At 64.2% G+C, this 26,341-nt stretch carries 25 protein-coding genes; 15 read left to right on the forward strand and 10 right to left on the reverse strand.

The window, feature by feature from the left end:
* Positions 1 to 2: 2 nt before the first annotated feature.
* The 3 genes from pcnB to hda are packed head-to-tail and all read right to left on the reverse strand — an operon-like array spanning position 3 to position 3,030.
* Positions 3 to 1,586 carry a polynucleotide adenylyltransferase PcnB gene (gene pcnB, locus ACA027_RS16400; protein ID WP_370679267.1) on the reverse strand — a complete coding sequence of 528 codons (1,584 nt, stop codon included), beginning with the start codon at positions 1,584 to 1,586 and terminating at the stop codon, positions 3 to 5.
* Entirely contained in the window at positions 1,583 to 2,284 is a 702-nt protein-coding gene (locus ACA027_RS16405) for an HAD family hydrolase (protein ID WP_370679268.1), read from the reverse strand. The genes pcnB and ACA027_RS16405 overlap by 4 nt, the downstream gene beginning before the upstream one ends.
* A gap of 44 nt (positions 2,285 to 2,328) precedes the next feature.
* Complete coding sequence (gene hda / locus ACA027_RS16410; RefSeq protein WP_370682609.1) at positions 2,329 to 3,030, reverse strand: DnaA regulatory inactivator Hda; 702 nt, start codon at positions 3,028 to 3,030, stop codon at positions 2,329 to 2,331.
* 364 nt (positions 3,031 to 3,394) lie between these two features.
* Between hda and purM the strand changes: the two genes are divergently transcribed.
* Complete coding sequence (purM, locus tag ACA027_RS16415) at positions 3,395 to 4,447, forward strand: phosphoribosylformylglycinamidine cyclo-ligase (protein ID WP_370679269.1); 1,053 nt, start codon at positions 3,395 to 3,397, stop codon at positions 4,445 to 4,447.
* 40 nt (positions 4,448 to 4,487) lie between these two features.
* On the forward strand, positions 4,488 to 5,549 hold the full coding sequence (locus tag ACA027_RS16420) for an AI-2E family transporter (RefSeq protein WP_370679270.1): 1,062 nt from the start codon (positions 4,488 to 4,490) through the stop codon (positions 5,547 to 5,549).
* Between the two features lie 111 nt (positions 5,550 to 5,660).
* Here ACA027_RS16420 and ACA027_RS16425 read toward each other — a convergent pair whose 3' ends face one another.
* Positions 5,661 to 6,455 carry a helix-turn-helix domain-containing protein gene (locus ACA027_RS16425; protein WP_370679271.1) on the reverse strand — a complete coding sequence of 265 codons (795 nt, stop codon included), beginning with the start codon at positions 6,453 to 6,455 and terminating at the stop codon, positions 5,661 to 5,663.
* A gap of 225 nt (positions 6,456 to 6,680) precedes the next feature.
* Here ACA027_RS16425 and ACA027_RS16430 point away from each other — a divergent pair, with 225 nt between their 5' ends.
* A complete protein-coding gene (locus tag ACA027_RS16430; RefSeq protein ID WP_370679272.1) occupies positions 6,681 to 7,859 on the forward strand; it encodes an MFS transporter in 1,179 nt (392 codons plus the stop codon).
* Between the two features lie 196 nt (positions 7,860 to 8,055).
* On the opposite strand, the gene ACA027_RS16435 is transcribed toward ACA027_RS16430, so the two are convergent.
* A complete protein-coding gene (locus tag ACA027_RS16435) occupies positions 8,056 to 8,904 on the reverse strand; it encodes a SirB1 family protein (RefSeq protein WP_370679273.1) in 849 nt (282 codons plus the stop codon).
* Between the two features lie 28 nt (positions 8,905 to 8,932).
* The gene (gene murJ / locus ACA027_RS16440) at positions 8,933 to 10,492 is read right to left on the reverse strand and encodes a murein biosynthesis integral membrane protein MurJ (RefSeq protein WP_370679274.1); all 1,560 of its coding nucleotides are present in this window, start codon (positions 10,490 to 10,492) and stop codon (positions 8,933 to 8,935) included.
* A 287-nt stretch (positions 10,493 to 10,779) separates the two neighbouring features.
* Here murJ and rpsT point away from each other — a divergent pair, with 287 nt between their 5' ends.
* The 3 genes from rpsT to ACA027_RS16455 all read left to right on the forward strand — a co-directional run bounded on the left by rpsT (position 10,780) and on the right by ACA027_RS16455 (position 14,588).
* Positions 10,780 to 11,070 (forward strand): 30S ribosomal protein S20, encoded by a 291-nt coding sequence (gene rpsT / locus ACA027_RS16445; RefSeq protein ID WP_066536543.1) that lies wholly within the window; start codon positions 10,780 to 10,782, stop codon positions 11,068 to 11,070.
* A gap of 272 nt (positions 11,071 to 11,342) precedes the next feature.
* Positions 11,343 to 13,070: a malate dehydrogenase (quinone) gene (mqo, locus tag ACA027_RS16450; RefSeq protein ID WP_370679275.1), complete on the forward strand. Its 1,728-nt coding sequence runs from the start codon at positions 11,343 to 11,345 to the stop codon at positions 13,068 to 13,070.
* 150 nt (positions 13,071 to 13,220) lie between these two features.
* A complete protein-coding gene (locus ACA027_RS16455; RefSeq protein ID WP_370679276.1) occupies positions 13,221 to 14,588 on the forward strand; it encodes an MATE family efflux transporter in 1,368 nt (455 codons plus the stop codon).
* Between the two features lie 357 nt (positions 14,589 to 14,945).
* Here the strand turns inward: ACA027_RS16455 and ACA027_RS16460 are convergent, their stop codons facing one another.
* Positions 14,946 to 15,266 (reverse strand): DUF3579 domain-containing protein, encoded by a 321-nt coding sequence (locus tag ACA027_RS16460; protein WP_370679277.1) that lies wholly within the window; start codon positions 15,264 to 15,266, stop codon positions 14,946 to 14,948.
* A 318-nt stretch (positions 15,267 to 15,584) separates the two neighbouring features.
* Here ACA027_RS16460 and ACA027_RS16465 point away from each other — a divergent pair, with 318 nt between their 5' ends.
* From ACA027_RS16465 to ACA027_RS16480, 4 genes are all read left to right on the forward strand, one after another.
* Positions 15,585 to 16,781 carry an aspartate aminotransferase family protein gene (locus ACA027_RS16465; protein WP_370679278.1) on the forward strand — a complete coding sequence of 399 codons (1,197 nt, stop codon included), beginning with the start codon at positions 15,585 to 15,587 and terminating at the stop codon, positions 16,779 to 16,781.
* A gap of 20 nt (positions 16,782 to 16,801) precedes the next feature.
* Complete coding sequence (gene argF / locus ACA027_RS16470) at positions 16,802 to 17,725, forward strand: ornithine carbamoyltransferase (protein ID WP_370679279.1); 924 nt, start codon at positions 16,802 to 16,804, stop codon at positions 17,723 to 17,725.
* Positions 17,726 to 17,770: 45 nt separating this feature from the next.
* Positions 17,771 to 18,043: a hypothetical protein gene (locus ACA027_RS16475; protein ID WP_370679280.1), complete on the forward strand. Its 273-nt coding sequence runs from the start codon at positions 17,771 to 17,773 to the stop codon at positions 18,041 to 18,043.
* 108 nt (positions 18,044 to 18,151) lie between these two features.
* Positions 18,152 to 18,517: a YkgJ family cysteine cluster protein gene (locus ACA027_RS16480; protein WP_370679281.1), complete on the forward strand. Its 366-nt coding sequence runs from the start codon at positions 18,152 to 18,154 to the stop codon at positions 18,515 to 18,517.
* 832 nt (positions 18,518 to 19,349) lie between these two features.
* On the opposite strand, the gene ACA027_RS16485 is transcribed toward ACA027_RS16480, so the two are convergent.
* Genes ACA027_RS16485 through ACA027_RS16495 form a run of 3 tightly spaced genes read right to left on the reverse strand, consistent with a single transcriptional unit; the run spans position 19,350 to position 21,819 of the window.
* Positions 19,350 to 19,547 carry a hypothetical protein gene (locus tag ACA027_RS16485; protein WP_370679282.1) on the reverse strand — a complete coding sequence of 66 codons (198 nt, stop codon included), beginning with the start codon at positions 19,545 to 19,547 and terminating at the stop codon, positions 19,350 to 19,352.
* A gap of 14 nt (positions 19,548 to 19,561) precedes the next feature.
* Positions 19,562 to 21,499, reverse strand: coding sequence for a ferrous iron transporter B (locus ACA027_RS16490; protein WP_370679283.1), 1,938 nt, complete (start codon positions 21,497 to 21,499; stop codon positions 19,562 to 19,564).
* On the reverse strand, positions 21,496 to 21,819 hold the full coding sequence (locus tag ACA027_RS16495; RefSeq protein WP_370679284.1) for a ferrous iron transport protein A: 324 nt from the start codon (positions 21,817 to 21,819) through the stop codon (positions 21,496 to 21,498). Before ACA027_RS16495 ends, ACA027_RS16490 begins: the two co-directional genes overlap by 4 nt.
* Before the next feature lie 175 nt (positions 21,820 to 21,994).
* Between ACA027_RS16495 and ACA027_RS16500 the strand changes: the two genes are divergently transcribed.
* The 5 genes from ACA027_RS16500 (at position 21,995) to ACA027_RS16520 (ending at position 26,289) form a co-directional block, all read left to right on the forward strand.
* On the forward strand, positions 21,995 to 22,303 hold the full coding sequence (locus tag ACA027_RS16500) for a YkgJ family cysteine cluster protein (RefSeq protein WP_370679285.1): 309 nt from the start codon (positions 21,995 to 21,997) through the stop codon (positions 22,301 to 22,303).
* Positions 22,304 to 22,344: 41 nt separating this feature from the next.
* Positions 22,345 to 23,137, forward strand: a protein-coding gene (locus ACA027_RS16505) for an IS5 family transposase (protein WP_370679286.1) whose coding sequence is annotated in 2 segments (ribosomal slippage) — positions 22,345 to 22,604 and positions 22,603 to 23,137 — 795 coding nt in all. Because the reading frame shifts where the segments join, the coding sequence is not laid out codon by codon here.
* Positions 23,138 to 23,395: 258 nt separating this feature from the next.
* Positions 23,396 to 23,986 carry a LysE family translocator gene (locus ACA027_RS16510; protein WP_370679287.1) on the forward strand — a complete coding sequence of 197 codons (591 nt, stop codon included), beginning with the start codon at positions 23,396 to 23,398 and terminating at the stop codon, positions 23,984 to 23,986.
* A 32-nt stretch (positions 23,987 to 24,018) separates the two neighbouring features.
* Positions 24,019 to 24,840 carry a helix-turn-helix domain-containing protein gene (locus tag ACA027_RS16515; RefSeq protein ID WP_370679288.1) on the forward strand — a complete coding sequence of 274 codons (822 nt, stop codon included), beginning with the start codon at positions 24,019 to 24,021 and terminating at the stop codon, positions 24,838 to 24,840.
* 90 nt (positions 24,841 to 24,930) lie between these two features.
* Positions 24,931 to 26,289 carry an amino acid permease gene (locus ACA027_RS16520; RefSeq protein ID WP_370679289.1) on the forward strand — a complete coding sequence of 453 codons (1,359 nt, stop codon included), beginning with the start codon at positions 24,931 to 24,933 and terminating at the stop codon, positions 26,287 to 26,289.
* The last annotated feature ends 52 nt before the right edge of the window (positions 26,290 to 26,341 follow it).

The raw sequence follows: 26,341 nt of genomic DNA on the forward strand, positions 1-26,341 counted from the left end.
CTTCACTCGCCGCCCTCGCCCGCACCGGCTGCGCCACCTGCACCGGTAGGCTTGCGGCGGCGACGGCGGCGCTTTTTGGCAGCGGCGTCACCCTCGGGCAGCAGCGCGTCCAGCGTGTCGGCACGCGGGGCTGCAGCGGGGGCCGCATCTTCGCCGGTCACCGGCTTCTTGGGGCTGCGGCGTGCAGCAGGCGCTGCACTTTTTTGCCGCAGACGCTGCTCTTCACGGGCCTGGGCCACCAGGTCTTCGCGGCGGGCGTCGTCGGCCTGCTGGAATTCCTGCCACCAATTGGCCAGGGATTCCTCGACCTCGCCCACATCGGCACGCAGGCGCATGAAGTCAAAGCCTGCACGGAAGCGCCCCTGGGCCACCATGCCAAACGGGGTGGCGCCGCTGCGCTTGTCAAATCGGGGTTGCATGACCCAGATCTCGCGCATGTCGGCGGCCAGCTTGCCGCGGCCGGAGACATCGCCTATGCGCTGGTCAAACACCTCGTCAATGGCTTCCTGCAGCGCCGGGAAGGCGTGAAAGCCTCGGTGCATGCGCTGCTCCCAGCCCTGCTTGACGTCTTGCCACAGCACGCAGGCCAGCAAGAAGCTGGGGGCCACGGGCTTGCCTTCGCCCACACGGCGGTCGGTATCGGCAAGAGCGGCGGTGACAAAGGGGTGATCGGCACGCTCCACCACCACATCCAGCAGCGGGTAAATGCCTTTTTCCAGGCCCAGCTTTTTCAGCTGCGCAATCGACGACAGCGCATGGCCGGTCTGCAGCAGCTTGAGCATCTCGTCGAACAGGCGGCTTTGCGGCACTTCGCTCAGCAGATGTTCGCATTCGATCAAGGGCTTGGCGGTCTTGGGTTCCAGCTTGAAGCCCAGCGGCGACAGCTTGGCCGCAAAGCGCACGGCACGGATGATGCGCACCGGGTCTTCGCGGTAGCGCGTGGCCGGGTCGCCAATCATGCGCAGCACTTTTTTCTGCGCGTCCTGGATGCCCTTGTGAAAGTCCACCACGACCTGGCTTTCCGGGTCGTAGTACATGGCGTTGACGGTGAAGTCGCGGCGCGTGGCGTCCTGGTCCTGCGGGCCCCAGACGTTGTCGCGCAGCACGCGGCCGCTGGCGTCCACCGCATGCTGCATATGGGCCAGTTGGGCCTTGCTGGTGCGTTCGTTGCCATCCACATGCTTGGCCTGGCTGTTGTCCAAAAAGGCGCGGAAGGTGGAGACCTCGATCACATCATGCTCACGCCCGCGGCCATACACCACGTGCACGATGCGAAAGCGCTTGCCGATGATGAAGGCGCGGCGGAACAGGTTTTTCACCTGCTCGGGTGTGGCGTCGGTGGCCACGTCAAAGTCCTTGGGGCGCAGACCCAGCAGCAGGTCGCGTACGGCGCCGCCGACGATATAGGCCTCGTAGCCGGCGTCCTTCAAGGTGCGCACCACGTCGACGGCGCGGCGGTCAACCAGCTCCGGGTCGATGCCGTGCACGGCCACTGGCACGTCCTCGCGCTTGCCGAACTGCGGCTTGCGCGAACGGGGGGCCGCAGGGGCTTTGCCCAGCAGTTTGTCGATGATGGTCTTGATCATGGTGTCTCGCTAAACAGGTCCAGCACGCGCCAGCCACGTTCCTGGGCCAGGGCGCGCAGGCGCGCATCAGGGTTGGTGGCCACCGGGTGGTCCACATGTTCGAGCAGGGGCAGGTCGTTCATGGAGTCGCTGTAGAAGGTCGACTCCACATCGCCCCAACCCAGGCCGCGCTCGGCCAGCCACGCCGTCATGCGCACCACCTTGCCTTCGCGCATATTGGGGGTGCCCTCCACCTCGCCGGTGTACCAGCCACTGGCGTCACGCGCCAGCTCGGTCGCCAGCACATGCTGCACACCAAAGGCCTGGGCGATGGGGCCGACCACAAAGGCATTCGTGGCCGAGGTGATGACCACCACATCCCCCGCATCCAGATGGGACTGCACCAGTTGCAGGGCCACCGGTTTCATAGCGGGGCGGATCACCTCGTCCATGAAGCGCGCATGGGCCTCTGCAGCTGCCTGCGGCCCACGGCGCACCACCTGTTCGGTGGCAAAGCGCACGTAGTCTGGGATGTCCAGACGGCCAGCCAGGTAGTCGGCAAAGAATGCGTCGTTGCGGCGGCCAAATTCGGCGCGTTCGCACCAGCCCAGGTCAATGGAAAACTCACCCCAGCCATGGTCGGAATCCAACGGCAGCAGGGTGTGGTCAAGGTCGAACAGCGCCAATCGAGGGCGCTGCGTTGCGGTGGAGACGGACATGAAAATAGTGTGCGTTGGAGGGCCGTGGCGACAAGGCCATGGGCTTATTCGGTTTCCAGCATGGTCTTGAGCAGCGGAATGGTGATGGCGCGCTTGTTGCGCAGGGCAAAACCGTCGAGCATGTCCAGCAGCTGCATCAGACTGCCAAGGTCACGCGAAAAACGCTTGAGCATGTAGTCCATGACATCGTCGCTCAGGAACACGCCCCGGGCGTCGGCTTCCTGGCGCAGCACAGCCCGGCGCTCGAACTCGTCGAGCAGATGCAGCTGGAACACATGGCCCCAGCCCAGGCGGCTGCGCAGGTCGTCGCGCAGATGCAGATCGGCAGGTGGCAGGTCGCCCGCGCAGAGCAGCCAGCGGGGCGTGCCCGATTGCGGTGCCACGGCGTTGACGAACCAGTTGAAGGCGCGGGCCTGCTGCATGGGCGTGTACTGCTGCACATCATCCATGATGACGGCGGCCCAGCGCTCGTCGAATTCGGGCGGAAAGCCCGTGCTGGCATCCATCCAGCCCACTTCGGCCCCCTGCTCGCGCAAGGCCGCATGCACGGCCTTGAGCAAATGGGTCTTGCCCGATCCGGACACGCCCCACAGATAGGTGGGCACGGGCGTCGAAGCCGACGCGGCCGCCACGCCATCACCCACCCAACTGCGCAGATGCTGGACCACGGCGGCATTGCTGCCTTCGTAGAAGCGCGACAGCGACGGCCCGGTGGGCAGGCCGATGTCCAGGGCCAGCTGCCTCATCGCGGCCACGCGAAGACCTCCTCTGGGAGGAGGACCATGGGAATCCGAACAATGGAGGCAGGCTCAGACAAGAACAGCAGCATTCCGAGTGGGTTGAAAGAACAGCGCGCCAGACCAGCGTTGGCGCGGCGTGACCCGTTTGCCTGCTGTGCCCTGTTGGCCTGGGCAGGCCGAAAACCGGGCAGCGCGCGTAGGATTCTAGACCGGCAGGCCCGTCCGCGCGGGCAGAAGGTTTGCGCCGGCCTGCGCGACCACCTTCCCGGCACGTGGGCAATCGTCGCACCATGGGCCGGGTGAATGGGCTCTCGCTTTAGAATCGCGGGATTCAGCCCTGCCCCTGGGCCTATCTTGCACAGACGACGCCATGAGCTCCACCACTCCCGCTTCCACTCCTATTTCCTACAAAGACGCAGGCGTTGACATCGACGCAGGCGACGCCCTGGTCGAGCGCATCAAGCCGCTGGCCAAGAAGACCATGCGCGAAGGCGTGATGGCGGGCATCGGCGGCTTTGGCGCGCTGTTTGAAGTGCCCAAGCGCTACCAGGAACCGGTGCTGGTCTCCGGCACCGACGGCGTGGGCACCAAGCTCAAGCTGGCCTTCGAGTGGAATATGCACGACACCGTGGGCATTGACCTGGTGGCCATGAGCGTCAACGACGTGCTGGTGCAAGGCGCCGAACCGCTGTTCTTTCTGGACTACTTTGCCTGCGGAAAATTGAATGTGGACACCGCCGCTGCTGTGGTGGGCGGCATTGCCAAGGGCTGCGAGCTGTCGGGCTGCGCCCTGATCGGCGGCGAAACCGCTGAAATGCCCGGCATGTACCCCGATGGCGAATACGACCTGGCCGGCTTTGCTGTGGGTGCCGTCGAAAAATCCAAGATCCTGACCGGCAAGAATGTGCAGCCCGGCGACGTGGTGCTGGGCTTGGCCTCGCACGGCGTGCATTCCAACGGTTTCTCGCTGGTGCGCAAGTGCATCGAGCGGGCGCAAGCCCAAGGCAGCCTGCCCGCCTCGCTGGATGGTAAGCCCTTCAAGGCCGCCATCATGGAGCCCACCCGCCTGTACGTGAAGAACGTGCTGGCCGCGCTGGCCCAGCACCCCATCAAGGCCCTGGCCCACATCACCGGCGGCGGTCTGCTGGAAAACATCCCCCGCGTGCTGCCCGAAGGCGCCGGCGTCGACCTGAAGGCCGGCAGCTGGCCCCAGACCGAGCTGTTTGCCTGGCTGCAAAAGACTGCCGGCATCGATGATGTGGAAATGAACCGCACCTTCAACAACGGCATTGGCATGGTGGTGGTGGTGGCGGCCGATCAGGCCGAAGCCACGGCTGCCACGCTGCGCGGCCTGGGCGAGTCGGTCTACGCCATCGGCCAGATCGTGGAGCGCAGCAGCGGCGCCGCCGTCCAGGTTCGCTGATTCACCTCTCCTCTTCGCAGCACCACAGGGCGCAGACACCATGGGACGGAACTCCTCACAACTGCCCAGCATCTGCTCGCCCTCGCCGCCTTCGCGCGGCGTGCTGATTGCCAGCTATGTGCTGATGGCTGGCGCGCTACTGCTGGTCATGGAGCGCAGTCTGCTGCCCGGCCTGCTGTGCGCCTGCGTGGGCTTTCAGCTCACGCGTGCACTGGCTGGCGGCATCACCCGGGTGCAGCGGCGCCCCCAGGGCGCCATGCCCGAGCGCTGGGTGCAGAATCTGGCGGCCACGGTCATCGTGCTGGCACCGCTGATTTTGCTCAGCAGCGCGCTTTCGCACACGCGCTACTACATCATGGATGCGCCCCAGCAGTACCGCGAGCTGCTGGACTATCTGGCCCGCACGGTGCTGGAGCTGCGCGAAAAGCTGCCCCATGACTTCACTGCCCAGCTGCCGCAAGGCGCGGCTGACATCCAACGCATCATTGCCAACTACCTGGCCAACAAGGCCGGCACCCTGGCCATTGCCGGCAAGGCCTGGCTGGCCGCCATTCTCCATGCCTATGTGGGCCTCTTGATCGGCGCCCTGGCAGCCGTGCGCCCGCGCATTCTGCCGAGCAAGCCGCTGACCATGGCCTTGCACCGCCGCATCTCGCTGCTGGGTGAGTCCTTTCGCCAGATCGTGGCGGCCCAGTTCTGGATTGCGCTGTTCAACACCATGCTGACGGCACTGTTCCTGCTGGTCATCCTGCCGCTGTGGAGCCTGGAGCTGCCCTACACCCCGGCGCTGATCACGCTGACTTTTGTGGCCGGCCTGGTGCCCATCGTGGGCAATCTGCTGTGCAACGTGGTGCTGACCATCGTGGGCCTGTCGGTCTCGCCCGTAGCCGCGGCCGCCTGCCTGGCATTTCTGATCCTGATCCACAAGGCCGAGTACGTGATCAACGCCAGAGTCATAGGCCAGCGCACCCATATGGCCGTGTGGGAGCTGCTGTGTGTGATGTTTGTGGCGGAGTCGGTGTTTGGCCCGGCCGGCCTGGTGGCCGCGCCGCTGTTCTACGCCTACCTGAAGAAAGAGCTGGTTGAGGCCGAGCTGACCTGAACCGGGCGAAGCACTGCCTCAAAAAGCAGAGCTGCACATACCGATGGCTCCTGAATCTCCGGCACTTTTCACCCCAAAAGCCAAAGAGCACCTGCTGAAGGTGCTCTTTTTTTATGCAGCTTGCCCGTGAAATCTTTTCTGGTAGGCGCTGGGCGGCTGTCCAAAGCTTTGCTTGAAGATGGCGGCGAAGGCACTCGGGCTTTCATAGCCATGCGCAAGTGCCACCTTCAGTACCGAGGCGCCGGACACCAGCATGGGAACGGCCAGCAGCAAACGGGTTTGCCGACACCAGGCTCCAAAGTTCAGACCGGTCTCGCGCTGAAAAAGGCGGGCCAGCGTGCGCGGGTGCATATGCAGCGAGCGCGCCCATGTCCCCAGGTCCACGGGCTCGGCCGGGGCATTGATGAACCGGCGGCAACGCGCCAGCAGCGCGGCATGGGTGGGCATGGGCACATGCAAGGCCAAGGGCTTGGCCTCCTCGATCTCGTCGAGTATGAGGTTCATGATGCGCTCGGCCCGCCCGCCCGCCGGGTAGTCCAGCGGCAGCTCCATGGCCACCACGATGAGCTGCAGCAGCAAGGCCGAGACCTCGATCACCTGGCAATGCGGCCATAGCGCGGGCCTGAGGCCCGGCTCTACAAAGACGGTGCGCATGGCCACCGGGCTGCCCGCCATGGTGATGTCATGACTGGCACCCGGCGGCACCCAGACCGCGCAACCCGGCGGCACGACCCAGCTGCCACCTTCCGCGCGGATCAACATCACGCCCTCGGTGGCATGCAGCAGCTGCGCCCGCCGGTGCTTGTGCTGGGGGATATAGGCATTGGCCGGCATGTCCGTGCCGTAGACCACCACGGGGCGGGCGGTTTGCTCGCCATGCATGGGAAAGGCATGCGGGTCTGGCATGGGAACCAGCTCGGGCGCTGGCAGGGAGCTGCGGGCTGGCGGCGGGGCCGAACTGAATTTCACGGTGACGCACCCAATCTGTCATTTTCACGATGATTGTTGTGAATTCTGCGCAGGAATGCAATGTCCCGCTTTTCTACGATGGACCGCCTCTCCACCCTCGTCTGAAAAGGAAGTTCTGATGTTTTTCACCGGTACTCGCGCCGCCCTTGCCTGGAGCTTGCGATGAATCGTGCACGCCTCGGTTTGCTCACTGGCACCCATGCCGTCAACGACTTGTATCAAGGCCTTCTCCCTGCCCTGCTGCCCTTTATTGCCCTGGAGCGGGGCTATAGCTACACCGCCGTCAGCGGGCTCATGCTCGCCGCCATGGGGCTGTCCAGCGTCATACAGCCCTTGTTTGGCCTGTATGTCGACCGTGCATCGCGCCCCTGGATGGTGCCGCTGGGCTTTGTGACTGCTGCCATCGGCCTGGTGCTGGTGGGCATGAGCCCGGACTACTGGGTCAGCTGGGCCGCCGCCGTGCTGTGCGGCCTGGGCATTGCGGCCTACCACCCGCCCGCAACCGTGGCCGCGCGCGTCGCCGGGGGAAGCTCGCAAAAGGCCATGAGCGTGTTTTCGGTGGGCGGCACCATCGGTGCGTCGTTCGCCCCGCTGCTGGCGACGGCTGCGGTCGGAAATGGTCAGCTGCACCACAGCTGGCTGCTCCTGCTGCCAGCTGTGGTGATGCTGGTGGTATGGACGCTCTGGACCCGGCGCGATGTCCAGAACACCCGCTCGGCAATGGCCAGCCCTGCCCACACACTCAAGACAACGCAGCAGACCAATGACTGGCGTGCGTTCTTTTTGCTCTGTGCGGTGATCGTGGGCTGGTCCATACCCTATGTGACCGTGCTCTCCATGCTGTCCCTGTACGTCACCCGCGAGCTTTCGGGCAGCGCCTTCATGGGGGCGGCCGCGCTGACCACGCTCACCGCAGCGGGGGCTGTAGGCACCTTGCTGGGCGGCTGGATGGGTGACCGCTGGGGACGCATACCCGCCATCCGCCTGGGTTATCTGCTGGCCTTGCCGGCCATGGGCGGTCTGGCCATGGCCTCTTCCGCCGAGATGGCCTGGGCCTGCACGCTGGCGCTGGGCGTTTGCATGTTTCTGCCCTTTGCCCCCCAGGTCACGCTGGCCCAGGACTACCTCCCGCGCAACCAGGCCACGGCCAGCGGCATCACCTTGGGCCTTGCCATGTCCATAGGCGGCATGGTGGCACCGCTGTTTGGCATGCTGTCGGACGCCTATGGCCTGCGCTACACCGTAAGCACCGTGCTCTGCGTTCTCTGCGCCGCCTGCCTGCTGGCCTGGTGCATGCGGGAGCGTGCATACAGCCCACAGCGCCTGGCTGCGCAGATGTAAAAAGGACACCGACTCAAGCAAAGCCAATCTGGCCGAGCCAGCCGCTCTCCTTCTGCGAGCGGAACCGGCTCATCAAAAAGCAGAGCAGCAAGCGCACAGAGTTCGGTAATTTCCGGTACTTTTCACCGCAAAAACAAAAGAGCATCCACTATGGATGCTCTTTTTTATGCAGCGCACATCGGCGCCCCTGGGCCACTCAAAGGCCGGCACGCAGCTGGGCCAGCTGCTCCTCGATCATGTCCAGATCCTGAGCCGACTCGGCATGCCGGGCATAGGTTTGCAAATCCTGGATGGCGTCGCGGCGCTCACCGTGCTCCATGCGCACCAGACCGCGGTCGCGGTACTCGCTCCAGTTGCTGGGCGTGAGCGTGATCAGCCGGTTGATCACTGCCAGCGCCATGGCGTCGTCGCTCTGCTGGCGGTGGATGGCTTTGAGGTTGCGCAGCATGCGCTCCAGGATGTCGCGGTGGCTGGCCGGCTGCAAAAACATGCCCATGGGCGGCAGCTCTTCGCCTTCCAGCCCCCAGGCTTCCTGGTAGGGCTCCAGTCGCTCGCTCAGTGCCACAGCGCTCAGGCCACGGCCCGTCAAAGGGTCTTGCACCACCAGGCCTTGCGGCAGCTGCACCTTGACCAGGAAGTGACCAGGAAACGAGACACCCTGCGCATGCAGCCCTATGCCGTGGGCCAGCTCCAGCCACAACACCCCCAGCGAAATGGGAATGCCGCGGCGGGTGTCCATCACCCGGTGCAGATAGCTGTTGTCCGGGTGAAAGAAGTCATTGTGGTTGCCGCCATAGCCCAGGTCGACATAGAAGAACTGGTTGAGTATGGTCAGGCGCTGCGCGCCATCGCTGCCCCAGGGAACACAGTCCCGCAGCAGCTTGAGCATGCGCTCGAACTGGTAGAGCGCGCCCTGCACATCCAGCTGCGGGTCCACATCCTGGCCCAGGCTGATGGCAGCCTCCAGCAGCAGGCGCGGCTCGTCGCGACGCACCAGGGTTTCAAAGTATTCCAGCGGGGTAGGCAGTCCAAAATCGAGTTTCATTTTTTTCTCACACTTGGCTGCCGCAAGATCACCGGCGCAGCAGCTTTCTCAGGGGTGCCCCTGCCAACGCCAACACCCCGAAGTACACACAAGCAGACAGTGCCATCGCACCCAGCATCAAACCTGCTCGCTTGCCCTCAGGCAGCGCCAGCCAATCAAAGGCCTGGGAGAACCAAAACAGCAAGGCCGCCAACAGCAAGGCAGCCACCGTGATCTGAATCAAGAGTTTGCCCCAACCCGGCTCTGGACGAAAGGCCTTACGTCGGATAAGTCCTACAAGAAGCCAGCTCGCATTCACCAGCGCCGCCACCCCGATCGACAGCGCCAACCCCGCATGGGCCAGCCAGGGCACCATCACCAGATTGAACAGCTGGGTCAGCACCAGCACACAGACCGCAATCTTCACCGGCGTGCGAATGTCCTGGCTGGCGTAATAGCCGGGCGCCAGCACCTTGATGGCCACCAGGCCCACCAGGCCTACGCCGTAGCCGATCAGCGCCAGGGCAATCTGCCCCACATCGCTGGCATGCAGCGCGCCGCGATAGAACAAGGTGGCCACCAGCGGCGTGGCAAACACCAGCAGCCCCACGCCACAGGGCACAGCCAGCAGCAGCACCAGACGCAGACCCCAGTCCAGCATGGCGGAGTATTTTTCGCTGTCGTCCGAGGCCTTGGCTGCCGCCAATTGAGGCGTCAGCACCACGCCCAGGGCCACACCCAGCAAGGCGGTGGGAAACTCCATCAAGCGATCGGCATAAAACAGCCAGGTCACGCTACCCGGCGCCAGATGGGACGCAATCTGGGTGTTGATCATCAGACTGATCTGGGCCACACCCACCCCCAGCAACGCCGGCCCCATCAGCTTCAGAATGCGGCGCACGCCGGCATCGCTCCAGGCCAGACGAACAGCACCCCAGGTCACGCCAATGCGCGGCAGCAGCCCCAGGGAGCGCAGCGCGGGAATTTGCACCGCCAGCTGCAGCACACCACCCACCATCACACCCGCCGCCATGGCATAGATAGGCTCGATGCCGCGCGCCTGAAAGTACGGCGCCAGCCACCAGGCAGCGGCAATCATGCTCAGGTTCAGCAACACCGGCGTGGCCGCCGACACCACAAAGCGCCGCCAGGTGTTAAGCACCCCCGCCGACAACGCCACCAGCGACATGCAGCCTATATAGGGAAACATCCAGCGCGTCATCTGCACGGCAGCATCCATGCTGCTGCGGTCCCGCTCCAGACCACTGGCCAGCAACCACACCAGCAGCGGGGCACCCAGCACACCCAGCACGCACACCAGCAGCAGCACCCAGAACAGCGCCGTGGCGACATCGGAGATCAGGGCGCGGGTGCGGGCCTCGCCTTCCTTGGCTTTGGTGGCAGCCAGCACCGGCACAAAAGCCTGGCTGAACGCACCTTCGGCAAACAATCTGCGAAACAGATTGGGAATGCGAAAAGCCACATTGAAGGCGTCCGTGAGGGCATTGGCGCCGAACATGGACGCCATGAGCAGATCGCGCAGCAGGCCTGTGACGCGGGAAGCCAGCGTGAACAGGGAGACGATGGAGGCAGCTTTGAAAAGTGACACCCCGGCAGTGTAGCGACAGCCCAGGACCGTTTCCGGCGCCAGGGCTGTGGACTGCCGTTGGTACGCGCGCCATGTGTTTCCAAAAACTGTTTTTGCCACAGCCGCATAAAACTGGCGCGTCCAGGCCAGGGAAAGCGAGCAAGGGCCTGCGCCGGCCGCGCCGCCCCGCAGCGAGGCTGTCGCCCCCTTGCCTCCCTGCTTCAGGGGACGGCGCACAGCGCCTCAGGGGGTGCTATACTATTCGGCTTCGCTGACATCATCCCCAGACACCTCAAGGAATACACATCATGGCAACCAAAGCCAAAAAGAACCCCCGCCTGGCCTCCGGCCGCAAGCGCGCCCGCCAAAACGTCAAGCTGAACGCTGCAAACACCTCGCTGCGTTCCAAGTACCGCACCGCTGTCAAGAACGTCGAAAAGGCTGTCCTGACCGGCGACAAGGCCAAGGCTACCGAACTGTTTGCCAAGGCACAGTCCGTGCTGGACACCATCGCCGACAAGGGCATCTTCCACAAGAACAAGGCTGCTCGCGATAAGAGCCGCCTGTCCGCTAAGGTCAAGGCCTTGGCCGCCGCCTAATCCACTTAGGCATCGCACGGATGGCGCAAGCCATCTGCCGTTTGCAACGGGTGCGCTGACAGCGAATCAAAGAAACCGCCTTCGGGCGGTTTTTTTGTGCCTGCATTCTGGAAAAAGAAAAATCACTACTCCAATAGCAAGAAATACTGTTTGATACACATCAAAAAACAACACATAGTAATAATACTCACGTCAAACAGAAAAATTTTTGGTAGCCGAGGCCTGCAACATATCGCGGGCCTTTTTTTACCAGTCAACCACTTGCTAAAAACATGAAAAAAACGCTCAAAGTCCTCATCGGTGCCCTGGTGGCGCTGGTCGTGGCGGCGGTACTGTTCCTGTACTGGCCGCTTTTCCCCCGCTCCGTCCCCGAAGCCGAGAACGAACAACCCGTGGACGTGGTGATGGTCGGCGCCGGTGTGATGAGCGCCACCCTGGCCACCTATCTGCAAGAGCTGCAGCCCGACTGGAAGATTGAGGTGTTCGAGCGCCTGGACGGCGTGGCCCTGGAAAGCTCCAACGGCTGGAACAACGCCGGCACCGGCCACTCCGGCTTCGCCGAGTTGAACTACACCCCCCAGCTGCCTGACGGCTCGGTAGACGTCAAGCGTGCCGTGAACATTGCCGAGCAGTTCGAGGTCTCGCGCCAGTTCTGGGCCCACCAGATTGGCCGCAGCCACCTGGGCGCCCCCGAGACCTTCATCAACCCCACCGGCCATATGAGCTTTCTGTGGGGCGATGAAAACATCGATTTCCTGCACAAGCGCCAGCAAGCCCTGATCCAGAACCCCTTGTTCTACGGCATGGAATATTCCGAAGACCAGGCGCAGATCAAGAAGTGGGCCCCTTTGATGATCGAAGGCCGTGACCCCAAGCAAAAGGTTGCCGCCACCTATATGCCCCTGGGCACCGACGTCAACCACGGCGCCTGGGCACAGCAGCTGGTCAGCTCGCTGCAAAAAACACCGAACTTCAGCCTGAAGCTGCAAAGCGAGGTGACGGCCCTGCGCCAGAACGCCGACAAGACCTGGAACGTGACCGTGGCCGACCTGGCCAACAACCGCCAGGAAAAGACGGTCAAGGCCAAGTTCGTCTTCGTGGGTGCTGGTGGTGCCGCGCTGACGCTGCTGCAGAAATCGGGCATTCCCGAATCCAAGGACTATGCAGGCTTTCCTGTGGGCGGCCAGTTCCTGTCGATTGAGAACCCTGCGCTGACAGCCCGCCACACCGTGAAGGCCTATGGCATTGCGGCCACCGACTCCCCCCCCATGTCCGTGCCCCACCTGGACGCACGCAACATCGACGGCCAGTCTGTCGTGCTGTTCGGCCCCTTTGCCCTGGCCACCACCAAGTTCCTGAAGACCAGCTCCTGGTGGGATCTGTTCTCCTCGGTGAACCACGACAACCTGGTGAGCATGCTGCGCGTGGGCGTGCACAACCTGGACCTGGTCAAATACCTGGTGCAGCAAGCCGAGCTGACCGACGACGAGCGCCAGGCCGTGCTGGCCCAGTACTTCCCCAATGCCAAGCGTGAAGACTGGCGTTTGATCACGGCCGGCCAGCGCGTGCAAGTCATCAAGCGCGACCCCAAGGACGGCGCCGTGCTGCAGTTCGGCACCGAAATCGTAGCCGCCAAGGACGGCAGCATTGCCGCCCTGCTGGGCGCTTCGCCCGGCGCCTCGACCGCGCCGCAGATCATGCTGAATCTGATGAAGAAATCCTTCCCCGAGCAGATGGCATCCGGCGAATGGCAGGCACGCATCCAGCAGATCGTGCCCTCCTACGGCCGCAAGATCAACGAGGACGCCGCCTACACCAACGAAATCCGCCGCATGACCAGCACCGCCCTGCACCTGCCCTATGTGGATGTGCCAGTCGATCTGGGCAAAAAGGCAGCAACCCCTGCCGCAAATACCGAAGCGGCTCCCGCGCTGACTCCTGCTCCTGCCGCTGCACCGCAAAACCCCACGCAGCACAACAAGGAAATGCAGGCACTGTAACCCCTGCAATCACTGCCCCGCCGGCTTGATGCCGGCGCCCAGCCCCGCACTGCGGGGCTTTTTGCGTGCCAGCCAGGGCTTTTTTACGCGCTCATCCAGCGCTCACACGGCCTGGACACCGCCCTGACTGCGTGCGCCCTCTCTTCTTCCATGGCTCCATCGCCCCACTCCCTCACCCACGGCAGCATCGGCACGGCACTCTTGCACTTCGCACTGCCGCTGCTGGGAGGGTATGTGCTGCAGTCGCTCAATGGCTCCATCAATGCCATCTGGATTGGCCGCTACCTGGGGGAGGCCGCCCTCACCGCCGCCACCCACGCCAACAACCTGGTGTTCGCCTTGATTGCCCTGCTCTTCGGCATCAGCCAGGCCAGCAATCTGCTTGTGGCCCAGGCCGTGGGGGCACGCAATCTCGCGCTGGCGCGCGAGGTCACGGGCACCGGTGCCAGCCTGTTCCTTCTGGGCTCGCTGCTGATCTGTGCCGCTGGCTGGCCGCTGTCACCCTGGCTGCTACAGGCCATGGGCGCCGATCCGGCCGTGGCCCTGCTGGCCGTGGGCTATCTGCGCGTGATGTTTCTGGCCCTGCCACCGCTGCTGCTCTTCATCTATGCCTCGGCCGTGCTGCGTGGCACGGGCGATACGCGCACGCCGTTTGCCTTTTTGATGGGCGTAGCCCTGCTGGACGCCTTGCTCAACCCGCTGCTGATCTTTGGCCTGGGCCCGCTGCCGCGTTGGGGCATGACGGGCTCGGCCCTGGCTTCGCTGCTGGCCAACAGCTGTGGCCTGCTGCTCCTGCTCATCTGGCTGCGCAAGCTGCGCCATCCGCTGTGGCTGGGTCGGGGCGATGCAGGGCTGCTGCGCCCGCGCTGGCCCATTGCGCGGGCACTGGCCCTCAAGGGTCTGCCCATGGGCCTGCAAATGCTGCTGACATCGCTCACCCTGGTGCTGATGCTGACCCTGGTCAACGCCCAGGGCATGCAAACCGCCTCGGCCTACAGCGCTGCCATGCAGCTGTGGACCTACGTGCAAATGCCGGCCATTGCCATTGGCACGGCCTGCGCCACCATGGCTGCACAGAACATGGGCGCAGGCCAGTGGCAGCGCGTGCGCGCCACCCTGTACGCTGGTCTGCTGTGCAATCTGCTGCTCACCGGCGGGCTGACCCTGGCCGTGCTGGCCCTGGATGACCATGTGCTGGCCCTTTTTCTGCCCTCGGGCAGCCCCGCACTGGAAACCGCCCGCCATCTCAACCGCATCGTGCTGGGCTCCTTTGTGCTGCTGGGCGTGAGCTGGGTGTTGTCGGGGGTGATGCGCGCCACCGGCGCGGTCTGGATACCGCTGCTGATCCTGGCCATAGGCCTGCTGGGCGTGCGCCTGCCCGTGGCCGCCTGGCTGCAGCCCTGGTGGGGTGAGCAAGCACTGTGGTGGAGCTTTCCCATAGGCGCATTGGCCAGCATGCTGCTGTCCATGGCCTATTACCGCCAGGGCCACTGGCGCCGTGCGCGCTGGTGGGGTTGACGCCCCCAGAGGTAGTGCGCGCCTTCCCCTCCGAGGGGGACGGCAGCCTTTGCGGCTGGGCGGCCCTTGCCGGCTGCCTCTGATTTGGGGCGCGCCAGTTTTGTACGGCGAGGGTCTTATTTCGAGGCCGGGTGGCATGCCCGTCCCATGGGTTCGGAACGCCTATTTCGCGAAGGAGACGGCAGCCTTGGCTGGGGCAGCCCATGCCGCGGGGCAGTGCGGCCGGCGTTGGCCCTTGCTGGCTACCTCTGATTTGGACTGCGCCGGTTTTATGCAGCGCGCACATGCTGCATTCAGGACAGGTTCGTCCAAACAAAAAAGCTTCCTGGCGGAAGCTTTTGCATGGCTACGCGGCGCTCATCCCTTGGCCGGCGCATCCGGAATCAAACAGGCCTCGGCGACTTGCAGCTGGTTGTCCTTGGCAAAGTTCAGCACAAAGTCCCAGGCCATGGGCTCGTAGTCGCGCAAGTCGGAGTGGATGATGACGCACTTGATGCCGTTGATGGAGGTCGGCACGCACCAGGGTGAATAGCTCAGGTGGCTGCCAGGCGTGGCGCCACCAGGACGAAACTGGCTCATGACCCCCGCCAAGCGCTCCGCCCAATCGCTGGGGCGGAAGGTTTTACCCTCCAGGGTGACACCCTGGATGAACAATTCTTTGGAAGAAGGGGAGGCCATCGGAGAGGTTTCTTAGTGAGACAGGCCACAGCTGCAGGATCGCCACCGGTGCGCCAAGCCTCACATTTTAATTCTTATACAAGACTTACCCGCATCTCCCTGTGACTACCCGACCAGACCATGGGTGCGTTCGCATGGCTGTGATGCGCAATCCTCAACTTTCCCGCTGCACCGTCCCCCTAGAATCGGGCTTGGAATATATGCCTGGCCTGCCCGCATCTGCAAAAAAGCCATGTGCATATCTTCACCCCCTGGCTGCGAACCCCACAAGACACGCGCCAGGATTCACGCTATTACCGCTTTGTCAGGAGAGTTTTCATGTCCGCTCACATCGAGGCAACCTCGCCCCACGTCATGCACACCTACGGCCGCGTGCCCATCGCGCTGGAACGAGGCCAAGGCTGCCGCGTGTGGGATGTGAATGGCAAGGAATACCTGGACGGTCTGGGCGGCATCGCCGTCAACACCCTGGGCCACAACCATCCCAAGCTGGTGCCCGCGCTGCAAGACCAGCTCACCAAGCTCATCCACACCAGCAACTACTACCATGTGCCTGGTCAGGAAGCGCTGGCCCAGTTGCTGACCGAGCGCGCCAAGATGACGAATGTCTTCTTCTGCAGCACCGGCCTGGAAGCCAACGAAGCCGCCATCAAGATCGCCCGCAAGTACGGTGTGGACAAGGGCATTGCCAACCCCGTGATCGTGGTCTATGACCACGCTTTCCACGGCCGCTCCATGGCCACCATGGCCGCCACCAGCAACCCCAAGGTGCGCAACGGCTTTGGCCCGCTGCTGGAGGGCTTCATCCGTGTCGCCCCCAACGACATCGAAGCGCTCAAGGCCGCCACGGCCGGTAACCCCAACATCGTCGCCGTGATGATGGAGCCCATCCAGGGTGAAGGCGGCCTGCACCCCATGCGCGCCGATTACCTGAAAGATGTGCGTGCCCTGTGCGACGCCAATGAATGGCTGATGGTGCTGGACGAGGTGCAGACCGGCATAGGCCGCACCGGAAAATGGTTTGCCCACCAGTGGGCAGGCATCGTGCCGGACGTGATGACCCTGGCCAAGGGTTTGGGCTCGGGCGTGCCCGTGGGCGCCATCGTGGCCCATGGCAAGGCAGCGAACGTGCTGCAGCCGGGCAACCACGGCTCCACCTTTGGCGGCAACCCCCTGGCCATGCGGGCCGGTGTGGAAACCCTGAAGATCATGGAAGAGGACAAGCTGCTGGAGCACACGGTCGCCGTGGGTGCCCACCTCAAGGCCAAGCTGCAGTCCGAGCTGGGCAGCATCCCCGGCGTGATCGACGTGCGCGGCCAGGGCCTGATCATTGGCGTGGAGCTGTCCAAGCCCTGCGGCCAGCTGATTGGCCAGGCGGCCGAAGCAGGCCTCTTGATCAGCGTCACCTCCGACACCGTGATCCGCATCGTGCCGCCGCTGATTCTGAGCGTGGCCGAAGCCGATGAAATCGTCGCCCGCCTCAAGCCCCTGGTCCAGGCCGTGCTGGCCGACTGAATTCCGTGGAAAATGACTGTATGAAGCATTACCTGCAATTCAGCGACTTCACAGCCGACGAGTACGGCTACCTGCTGGCCCGTGCGGCCCTGATCAAGAAAAAGTTCAAGGGCTACGAAAAGCACCACAGCTTGACCGACCGCACCATGGCCATGATCTTCGAGAAGGCCAGCACGCGCACGCGTGTCAGCTTTGAGGCCGGCATGTACCAGTTGGGTGGCTCGGTGGTGCACCTGACCACGGGCGACAGCCAGCTGGGCCGCGCCGAGCCCATCGAGGACAGCGCCCGCGTCATCAGCCGCATGACCGACCTGGTGATGATCCGCACCTTCGGCCAGGACAAGCTCGAGCGCTTTGCCGAGTACTCGCGCGTGCCCGTCATCAACGGCCTGACCAACGAATTCCACCCCTGCCAGATCCTGGCCGACATCTTCACCTTCATCGAACACCGCGGCTCCATCAAGGGCAAGGTGGTGGCCTGGGTGGGCGACGGCAACAACATGGCCAACACCTGGCTGCAGGCGGCCGATCTGCTGGGCTTCAAGGTGCATCTCAGCACCCCCGGCGGCTATGAGGTGGACGAGCAGCTGGCCTTCAACGGCAAGCCCGTGCATGCGGACTGCTACCAGGTGTTCAAAGACCCGCTCGAAGCCTGCAAGGGCGCCGATCTGGTGACCACCGATGTCTGGACCAGCATGGGCTACGAGGCCGAGAACGAGGCCCGTCGCAAGGCCTTTGCCGACTGGTGCGTGGACGCCGAAATGATGGCCGCGGCCAAGGGCGACGCCCTGTTCATGCACTGCCTGCCCGCCCACCGCGGTGAGGAAGTGGAGGCCGACGTCATCGACGGCCCCCAATCCGTGGTCTGGGACGAGGCGGAAAACCGCATGCACGTGCAAAAGGCACTCATGGAATATCTGCTGCTGGGTCGCCAACCGGACTAATCCGGCCGCTCTTCCATGTCTGGGCTCATCCGCATCACTTCACCCATGCAACTGAGTCCCAGCACATCCCCACACCGCCAACAGGCCTTGCGCCGGTTGGCGGTGTTTTTGTGTCCGCGCCGCCCCAGCCTGAACAGCGTGGGCGATGCGCGTTACGGCTACTGCGGTGGCCTGCTGGCCCTGCGCCAGCCGCATGTGGCACGCCATAGCCGCGTGCCCTCCTTCTTCGGGCCACGCAAACGCTTTGCGGCCCAGGTGCGCGCGCTGTATGTGCGCATCCACAGCTTCTATCTGAAGCTGCTTCAAGGTCATACCTAGGGACTTCAGGTCCGGGGCTTTGCCCCGCTTTGTTTCCTGGTGCGGGCTGCCTTTCCCTTGCGGAAAGCGCGGCCCGCTGTGAGTGCCCTCTTGACCTGAAGCGACCCCATGTCCGACTCCGTACACCCCTGCCTGCGCTGCGGCGTTTGCTGCACCAATTACCGCGTGGAGTTTTCCATTTACGAGCTGCAATCCATGGGCGGCAGTGTGCCCGACCACCTGGCCCACGAGGTGCCGGGCAATGGCAACCGCGCCCGCATGAATGGTACGCAGCAACACCCCGTACGCTGCGCCGCGCTGGCCGAGCTACCCCAACTGGGCGAAGGCTGTGTGGGCTGCGGCATCTACGAGCAACGCTCACGCCCCTGTCGCGACTTTCCCTTTGCCTCCTATGGCTGCCATGACACCCGCGCCAAGTTTGGCTTGGTGGCACTGGATGAGGACGAGGTGGCGCACTGGCAGTTGGCGGCGTAACCTGATTAGCGATCTGCCTCAGATGAAGCTTCACTCCGAGTTGCACTGCTGCGCGGACATGACGTTCTGAGGCCGGGACTCGCCCCGGCAGGCGAGCTACTTTTCTTGCTCGTGCAAGCAAAGTAGCCAAAAGAACACGCCCCTGCTGCCCATGTCCCTGCGCTTCGCTTCGGGCAAGCTCGGTGCTCCATCCCAGGGCGGCGCCGCAGAACTCGCTGCGCGGCATAGCCGCTTCACTCGAACAACCGCGGCGAGTCAGACCACGAAGCAGCTGTGTCCTTCGGCGCAGCTGCCCGCCCCGGGCTCTGCGCGCCGAGCCATGGGCAAAAGGGGGAAGGCGGGAACCGAATACCTGCCATGCGTGGACGGCGCTACTGGCGAACCCTATCTCCAAACCCTCACTCAATGCCCGGTGCTTCGTCACACTGCTGGCACTGCGGTTGTTCCCCCTTCTATACACGCCTGCGGCGCACAGCACACAGGGCCGCATGGCTGCCGTAGGACAGCCATGCTTCATCCCGCGGCTGTTCGAGCGGAGCGCCGAAAGCGCGCAGAGAGTTCTGCGGCAGGCCCTGTGTGATGGGTGACGCAGGTTGCCCCGGCGCGACAGCGCTGGGGACGGGGATAGCAGGGGCGCATTGGTCTCCACTTACATGGGTACGCCATATAAGTTCCGCCCCACGCAAGCGTGAACTTCGCCTACCTTCTTGTGCGAGCAAGAAGGTAGGTCGCCCGCCGGGGCGAATTCCCGGCTTCGGAACATCACTTCACAACAGTGCCTGAGACAAGTATCTAATCAGGAGTGATTCATGCCCAACCACAGCCCATAGGTTCAGCTCTTACGCATGCTGCTGGAGCAGCTATCACCGCCGCAAGCGCTACAGCCACCACAAGCACCCGCACTGGTCTTGGGCGCCAGCGCCGGGTGCAAGCGCCCGGCCTGCTGGCGCCAACGCTGCGGCAGATAACGCCATAACAGCGACAGCACGGCGGCAGCCACGATCACACCCACCAGAATGTCTTGCCACATCACACGCTCCTTCGCTACCACCCCAAAGCCAGGGCCACGCGGTAGGTAATAAAACTGGCCAGATACGCCAGCCCAAACAGATAGCCCGCCATGATCAACGGGTAACGCCAGCCATTGGTTTCACGCTTGACCATGGCCAGGGTGGAGATGCAGTGCGGCGCAAACACAAACCACACCAGCAAGGACAGCGCCGTGGCCAGCGACCAGCTGCCCGCGATCAATACACCCAGTTGCTCGGCCACATCGTCGCCCGTGGCCGACAGCGCATACACCGTGCCCAGGGCGCTCACAGCCACCTCGCGCGCAGCCATGGCCGGCACCAGGGCAATGGCGATCTGCCAGTTAAAGCCGATGGGCTCCAGCACCAGTTCCATCCACTGGCCGATCTGGCCGGCATAGCTGTAGCGGATCGCACCTTCGGTAATGCCCTCGGGCGCACCGGGGTAGCTGGCCAGAAACCACAGCACGATGCTCACCGTCAAAATAATGCCGCCCACACGGCGCAAAAAGATCATGGCGCGCTCGTACAGGCCCAGGGCCAGGCTGCGCAGACTGGGCCAGCGGTAGGAAGGCAACTCCATCAGCAGCGGGGTGCGCGCCAGCTTGCTGCGGCCCAACTGGGCCACCCAGGCCACGGCCATGGCACTGGCAATGCCGCCCACATACAGCGCAAACAACACCAGACCCTGCAGATTGAAAACCGCGCCCACCGTGCGGTCCGGGATGAAGGCCGCAATCAGGAGCGCATACACCGGCAGCCGCGCCGAGCAGGTCATCAGCGGGGCAATCATGATGGTCAGCAGGCGGTCACGCCAGCTGGGGATGGAGCGCGTGGCCATGATGCCCGGCACGGCGCAGGCAAAGCTGGACAGCAGCGGGATGAAGGAACGGCCCGACAGGCCCACCGTGCCCATGATGCGGTCCAGCAAAAAGGCGGCGCGCGGCAGATAGCCCGAGTCTTCCAGCACCAGGATGAAGAAGAACAGAATCAGAATCTGCGGCAAAAACACCAGCACCGCGCCGGTGCCCGCAATCACACCCTCCACCAGCAGGCTGCGCAGCGCGCCTTCGGGCAGCACACCCGCCAACCATGCACCCGCATGGGCCACGCCGACCTCTATGCCATCCATCAAGGGCGCAGCCCAGCTGAACACGGCCTGAAAGATCAAAAACAGCGTGGCCATCAGCAGCAAACTGCCCCACAGCGGGTGCAGCACCACGGCGTCGATGCGGTCATCGCGCTGTGTGGGCATGGCGGGCTCTTGCACCGCGGCGCGCATGATGTCCGCCACCTGCTGGTGCAGGGCCAGCAGTTGCTCGCGCGTGTTGCGGCCCACGGCGGGCGTGAACTGGCCTTCTGCCACCACAGGCGGCCGCAATGCGTAAGCAGCCTCGCTGTCCAGCCAGGCCAGCAACTCCCTGGCGCCGGCCTGGTGAATGCCCACGCTCTCCACCACGGGCACACCCAGCAGCGCGCTGAGCTGGGCTGTGTCGATCTGCAAGCCCTGGCGGCGGGCCATATCGCTCATGTTCAGCACCAGCAGCATAGGCAAGCCCAGGGCGCGGGCCTCCAGCACCAGGCGCAGGTTCAGACGCAAATGGGTGGCATCGGTCACACAGATCAGCAGCTCGGGCGGTGCCTCGCGCCCATGGGCGCCGGTAACGATGTCGCGCGTGATGCGCTCGTCCTCGCTGTGGGCATCCAGGCTGTAGGTGCCCGGCAGGTCCAGCAAACGCACGCGGCGTTTGGCCGGGGTGTTCAGCCAGCCTTCCTTGCGCTCCACCGTCACGCCGGCGTAGTTGGCCACTTTCTGGCGTGCACCGGTCAAGAGATTGAACAAGGCCGTCTTGCCGCAGTTGGGATTGCCCAGCAGCGCGGCGCGCAGCGGGGCCTGTTCACTCGCAGCGGAAGCGGTTTTGTCCAGCACGATCTGGGATTCGCGTGCGTTCATGGCTGAGCCTCCACCTGCACCAGCACCTTGGAGGCCTCATGGCGGCGCAGCGCAAACCGGGCCTGGCCCACGCGCACGGCCAGGGGATCGGGCCCGGGAAAGCCGGTGGCCACAATGCACACCGACTCACCTGGCAAAAAACCAATCTCCATCAAACGCAGCAGCAGCTCCTGCTCTTCTGGGGTGGTGGCAGGGGCCAGGTCGACCACACGGGCGGGCACGCGGGGCGCCAGACGGTCCAGCCCAAGCACAGCGGCGGCGGGGCTGGAATTCGCAGCGGAGGCCGCCGTTTGTGGTGCTGCCGAAGAAAGGGTTTGCATACCGGATTTTACTGATTTTGATTCTTATTTTCCGTTCTCTCCCCTGCTATTGCACAGCGGAACCAGAGCGGGCCACGGGGACTTTGCCAGCGCACGCTCACGCGCTGCGACCGTCCCCATGCGCAGCCCGCATTTTCCGGCGAGAATTCCGCCCCACTCTTTTTCTGCCTCCCCCATGAGCCATCCCTGCCTTGCCTGCGGCGCCTGCTGCGCGGCCTTTCGTGTGGATTTTTCCGTCCACGAGTCCGAGGCCATGGGTGGCCCGGTGCCCACAGGCCTGGCCGAGGAGGTGAATGATTTCACCTGCCGCATGCGCGGCACCGACTACGCCCGACCACGCTGCGCCGCCCTGGTGGGCACTGTGGGTGAGAAAGCCCATTGCGGCATTTACGAATGGCGCCCCTCGCCCTGCAGGGAATTCGCCATGGGCTCGGACGCCTGCAACCGCGTGCGGCTGCGCGTGGGTCTCAAGACACTCCCCTGAGAACGTGTTCAAAGTCTCGCCAGATGTGAGAAGCTCGCAGGATGAGAAAAGGCTACCCCAGCGATATCAAGCGCGAGCAGTTCGAAGTGATCCGGCCAATGCTGGAGAGTGCGCGCAAAAGGACGGCCCCACGCAAGGTGGAGCTTTACGAGGTGTTCTGCGCCGTGCTGTATCTGCTGCGCACGGGCTGCCAGTGGCGAGCGCTGCCCAGCGACTTTCCCAAGTGGCGCACGGTGCATTCGTACTGGGCGATCTGGAGCGAGCCCCGCGAGGAAGGCAGCCTGCTGGAGCAGGCTTTAAAAAAATCAGGTTGGCGCGGCCCGCGAGAAACTGGGGCGCAACGCATGCAGCGCGTTCTTGATCATCGACGCGCAGAGCGTGAAGAACACGGACACGGCGGGGCTGAAGGGCTATGACGCGGGCAAGAAGGTCTGTGGGATCAAGCGCCACATTGCGGTGGACACGCAGGGGCTGCCACATGCCATTGCGGTGACCACGGCCGAGGTAACGGACCGCAAAGGTGCCCTGCAGGCCCTGCAGCGCTGTAAGCGGACGTTGGGGCGAGTGCAAGGCGTGCTGTGCGACAGCGGCTACGTGGGCCAGCCCTTTGCGCAGGGCGTACAAGAGATTCTGGGCGAGCACGTGACGGTGCAAATCGCCAAGAGAAGCGAGATGCACAGCTTCAAGGTCATGCCCAAGCGCTGGGTAGTGGAGCGCAGCTTCGCCTGGCTGGAGAAGAACAGGAGGTTGTGGAAAAACTGCGAGCGTTGGCTCAACACCAGCTTGCAGTTCGTCCATCTGGCGTTCTTGGGGCTCTTGCTCAGGAGACTTTGAACACGCTCTGAGTCGCCTTTGGCGCCTTCCCCCCGCTCTTCGCTTGCTGCGCTCGCGGGCAGGGGGACGACAGCGCAGCATAAGGGGCGGCCCTTGCTCGCTGTCTCTGGCTTGGAACACGTCCGTTTCATACACAAGGCCATGAGATGGCCCGAGCCACCATCCTCCGCGCAATTGCGTTCAATACAGAGGGCGCAGCAAGGGCCACAGTGCGGCCTTGTGAAAGACCTCTCCCTGCTTTTTACCTCTTTGCTGCCCATGGCCAGCTTTGCCCTGGTGGGCGCCATCACGCCCGGCCCCGTCAATGTGCTGGCCCTGCGCCATGGCAGCCAGGGCGCGCAGCGCCAGGCCTTGCTGTATGTGCTGGGCGCCAGCCTCAGCTATGTGGGCGTGGTGGCTACCATGGGCCTGGGCGCCACCCAATTGCAACAGTTGCTGCCCCGGCTGGCCCGCAGCGGCCAATGGCTGTGCGCAGCCTATCTGCTGTGGCTGGCCTGGAAGCTGGCACGCGCGCCTGTGGGCCCGCAGACCTCAGACCCGGACCAGGCGCCCCCCAGCTCCTGGCAAGCCTTTGGCCAGGGCGTGGCGGTGCAAACGCTCAACCCCAAGGCCTGGCTGTTCGCCCTGTCGGCCGTGGGGGTGTTTGTGCTGCCGCATGCCTCCACGCCCCTGACGGCCCTGGGCCTGCTGTGCGCCGTGTCCCTGCTGGCCTGCCTGCTGGGTGTGGGCTGTTGGGCCGTGCTGGGGCGGGCCCTGGTGCGCTGGTTGACCTCTGCCCGGCGCCAGCGCGCCCTGCACGGACTGCTGGCCGCGCTGCTGGTGGGCAGCGTGCTGGGCATGCTGGCATGATGTGCCGGCCGCTCATTGACGCGAGCGCCACCATGAAGCAGCTCCCATCACAGGTTCACCAATTTCACCGCCATCCACAGGCCCCATGGCTGGAGCTGCGCGTGAGCCTGTCTTCACCGCATTGCTTTCGCCTGCATGCACACGATGAGTACTCAATCGGCATCATCGACGGAGGCCAGGCCTTGTTCAGCCATGCTGATGGGCCCGAGCGCGTGCGCCAGGGCAGCGTGGTGTTGATCGAGCCCGGCCGCTGGCATGCCTGCAACCCGGATGAGATCACCCACTGGTCCTATCGCATGCTGTTTGTGAAAGCCGACTGGCTGCATGCGCAGCTGCAGCTTCCCGCCCTGCGCTTTCCCGCACGCGCGCTGCATGACGCCGCCAGCTCCGACATTGCGCACCAGCTTTGCCAACCGCTGGCGGCCGCAGACGACATTGCCGCACACACGTCATTGCTACTGAGCTTTCTGCGCGCCAACGCAGAGGTGGACGATCAATCCATTCCCGCGCAAGCCATTGCAAGCAATCAGGCCATACGCCACGCCGTGGAGCAGCTGCATGCGCAGCCGCAGGCCGACACCACCGTCGCATCACTGGCCCAGGCCTGCGGCATGAGTGCTTCGCGCTTTATCCGCCACTTCAAGGCCGCCACCGGCGTCACCCCCGGTGCTTATCGCCTGAACCTGCGCCTCAACGGCGCCCGCCGCCTGCTGGCCCAGGGCGCGGCCCTGGCCGATGCGGCCCACAGCATGGGCTTTGCCGACCAGGCCCATTTGCAGCGCAGCTTCAAGGCCCACCATGCGCTCACGCCGGGGCGCTACGCGCTGGGCGCGAATTGCCCCCCTAGCCCCTGATACTGCCCTCGGGATTGCACGCCCCCCACATCGCCCGCCACGATCGCTGCGATACTTGCTGGTTTTTTCAGCAACAGGACTTTGGGGCGCATGGCCGACTTCCACGATATCCAACAACGCGAGACTGGTCTGAAGCAGCACCTGACCAGCGCCCAGATGGTGATGATTGCCATCGGCGGCGCCGTGGGTACAGGCCTGTTCATGGGCAGCGCCTTTGCCATCGGCTTTGCCGGTCCAGCCGTGCTGGTCAGCTACGCCATTGGCGCCTTCATCGCCCTGCTCTTGATTGGCTGCCTGGGCGAGATGACGGTGGCCCACCCCACCTCCGGCTCCTTCGGCGCCTATGCCGAGTACTACCTGGGCCCGCTGGCCGGCTTTGTGCTGCGCTATGCCTACTGGGCCGCCCTGGTGCTGGCCGTGGGCATGGAGGTCACGGCCGTGGGCATGTACATGGCCTATTGGTTCAAGGACGTGCCCCAATGGGTCTGGGTGGGCATCTTCTCGGCCATTTTGATCGGCGTGAACCTGCGCAGCGTCAAGGTCTATGGCGCGGTGGAATATGGTTTTTCGGCCATCAAGGTGGCGGCCATTGTGGCCTTTGTGCTGATTGGCGCCTATGTGGTGTTTGGCACCACCACGCCCGGCATCGGTTTCGAGAATTACAGCCTGGGCGGCGGCTTTTGGGCCAAGGGTGCCTGGGGCATGTGGCTGGGCGTGATCGTGGCCATGTTCAGCTACCTGGGTGTGGAGGCCATTGCCGTGGCAGCCGGCGAGGCCCAGCATCCGCAGCAGGCCGTGCAGACCGCGATGAAGACCACGGTACTGCGTCTGGTGCTTTTCTATCTGCTGACGCTGGCGCTGATGCTGGCCATCGTGCCCTGGACCGATGCCGCCACGCAAACCAGCCCATTCGTGCGTGTGATGCAGGTGCTGGACATTCCCTTTGCCGCCGGCGTGCTGAACTTTGTGGTGCTGGTGGCCGCGCTGTCGGCCATGAACAGCCAGCTCTACACCACCTCGCGCATGATGTTCAGCCTGGCCCGCGCCCAACAGGCCCCGCGCGTGTTCGGCATCACCAATGCCAACGGCGTGCCCGTGGCCTCCATCCTGGTGTCCAGCCTGGGCGCGGCCGTGGCCATGTTCATCAACGCCTTCTGGCCCAAGGAATCCTTTGTCTGGATGATGTCGATCGCCATGTTCGGCGCCATGTTTGCCTGGTTCATGGTTTTCGTCACCCACCTGGCCTTTCGCCGCCGCCGCACACGCGATGGCGCGGCCCCTGTACCGTTTCGCATGTGGGGCTTTCCATGGCTGACGCTGCTGGGCGCGCTGTTGATGGGGGCTGTGCTGCTCACCACGGCCTTCACGCCGGAGTTCCGCCTGACCCTGGCCTTTGGCCTGCCCTGGCTGCTGGTGCTGACCGGCATCTACTACGTGAAAAAGCGCTGACATTCGCTGAGGCGCCCACTCAACGCCCCAGGCAATGACACAGTGCTGTCAT

This window comes from Comamonas sp. GB3 AK4-5, assembly GCF_041320665.1.
Lineage (GTDB): Bacteria > Pseudomonadota > Gammaproteobacteria > Burkholderiales > Burkholderiaceae_C > Comamonas.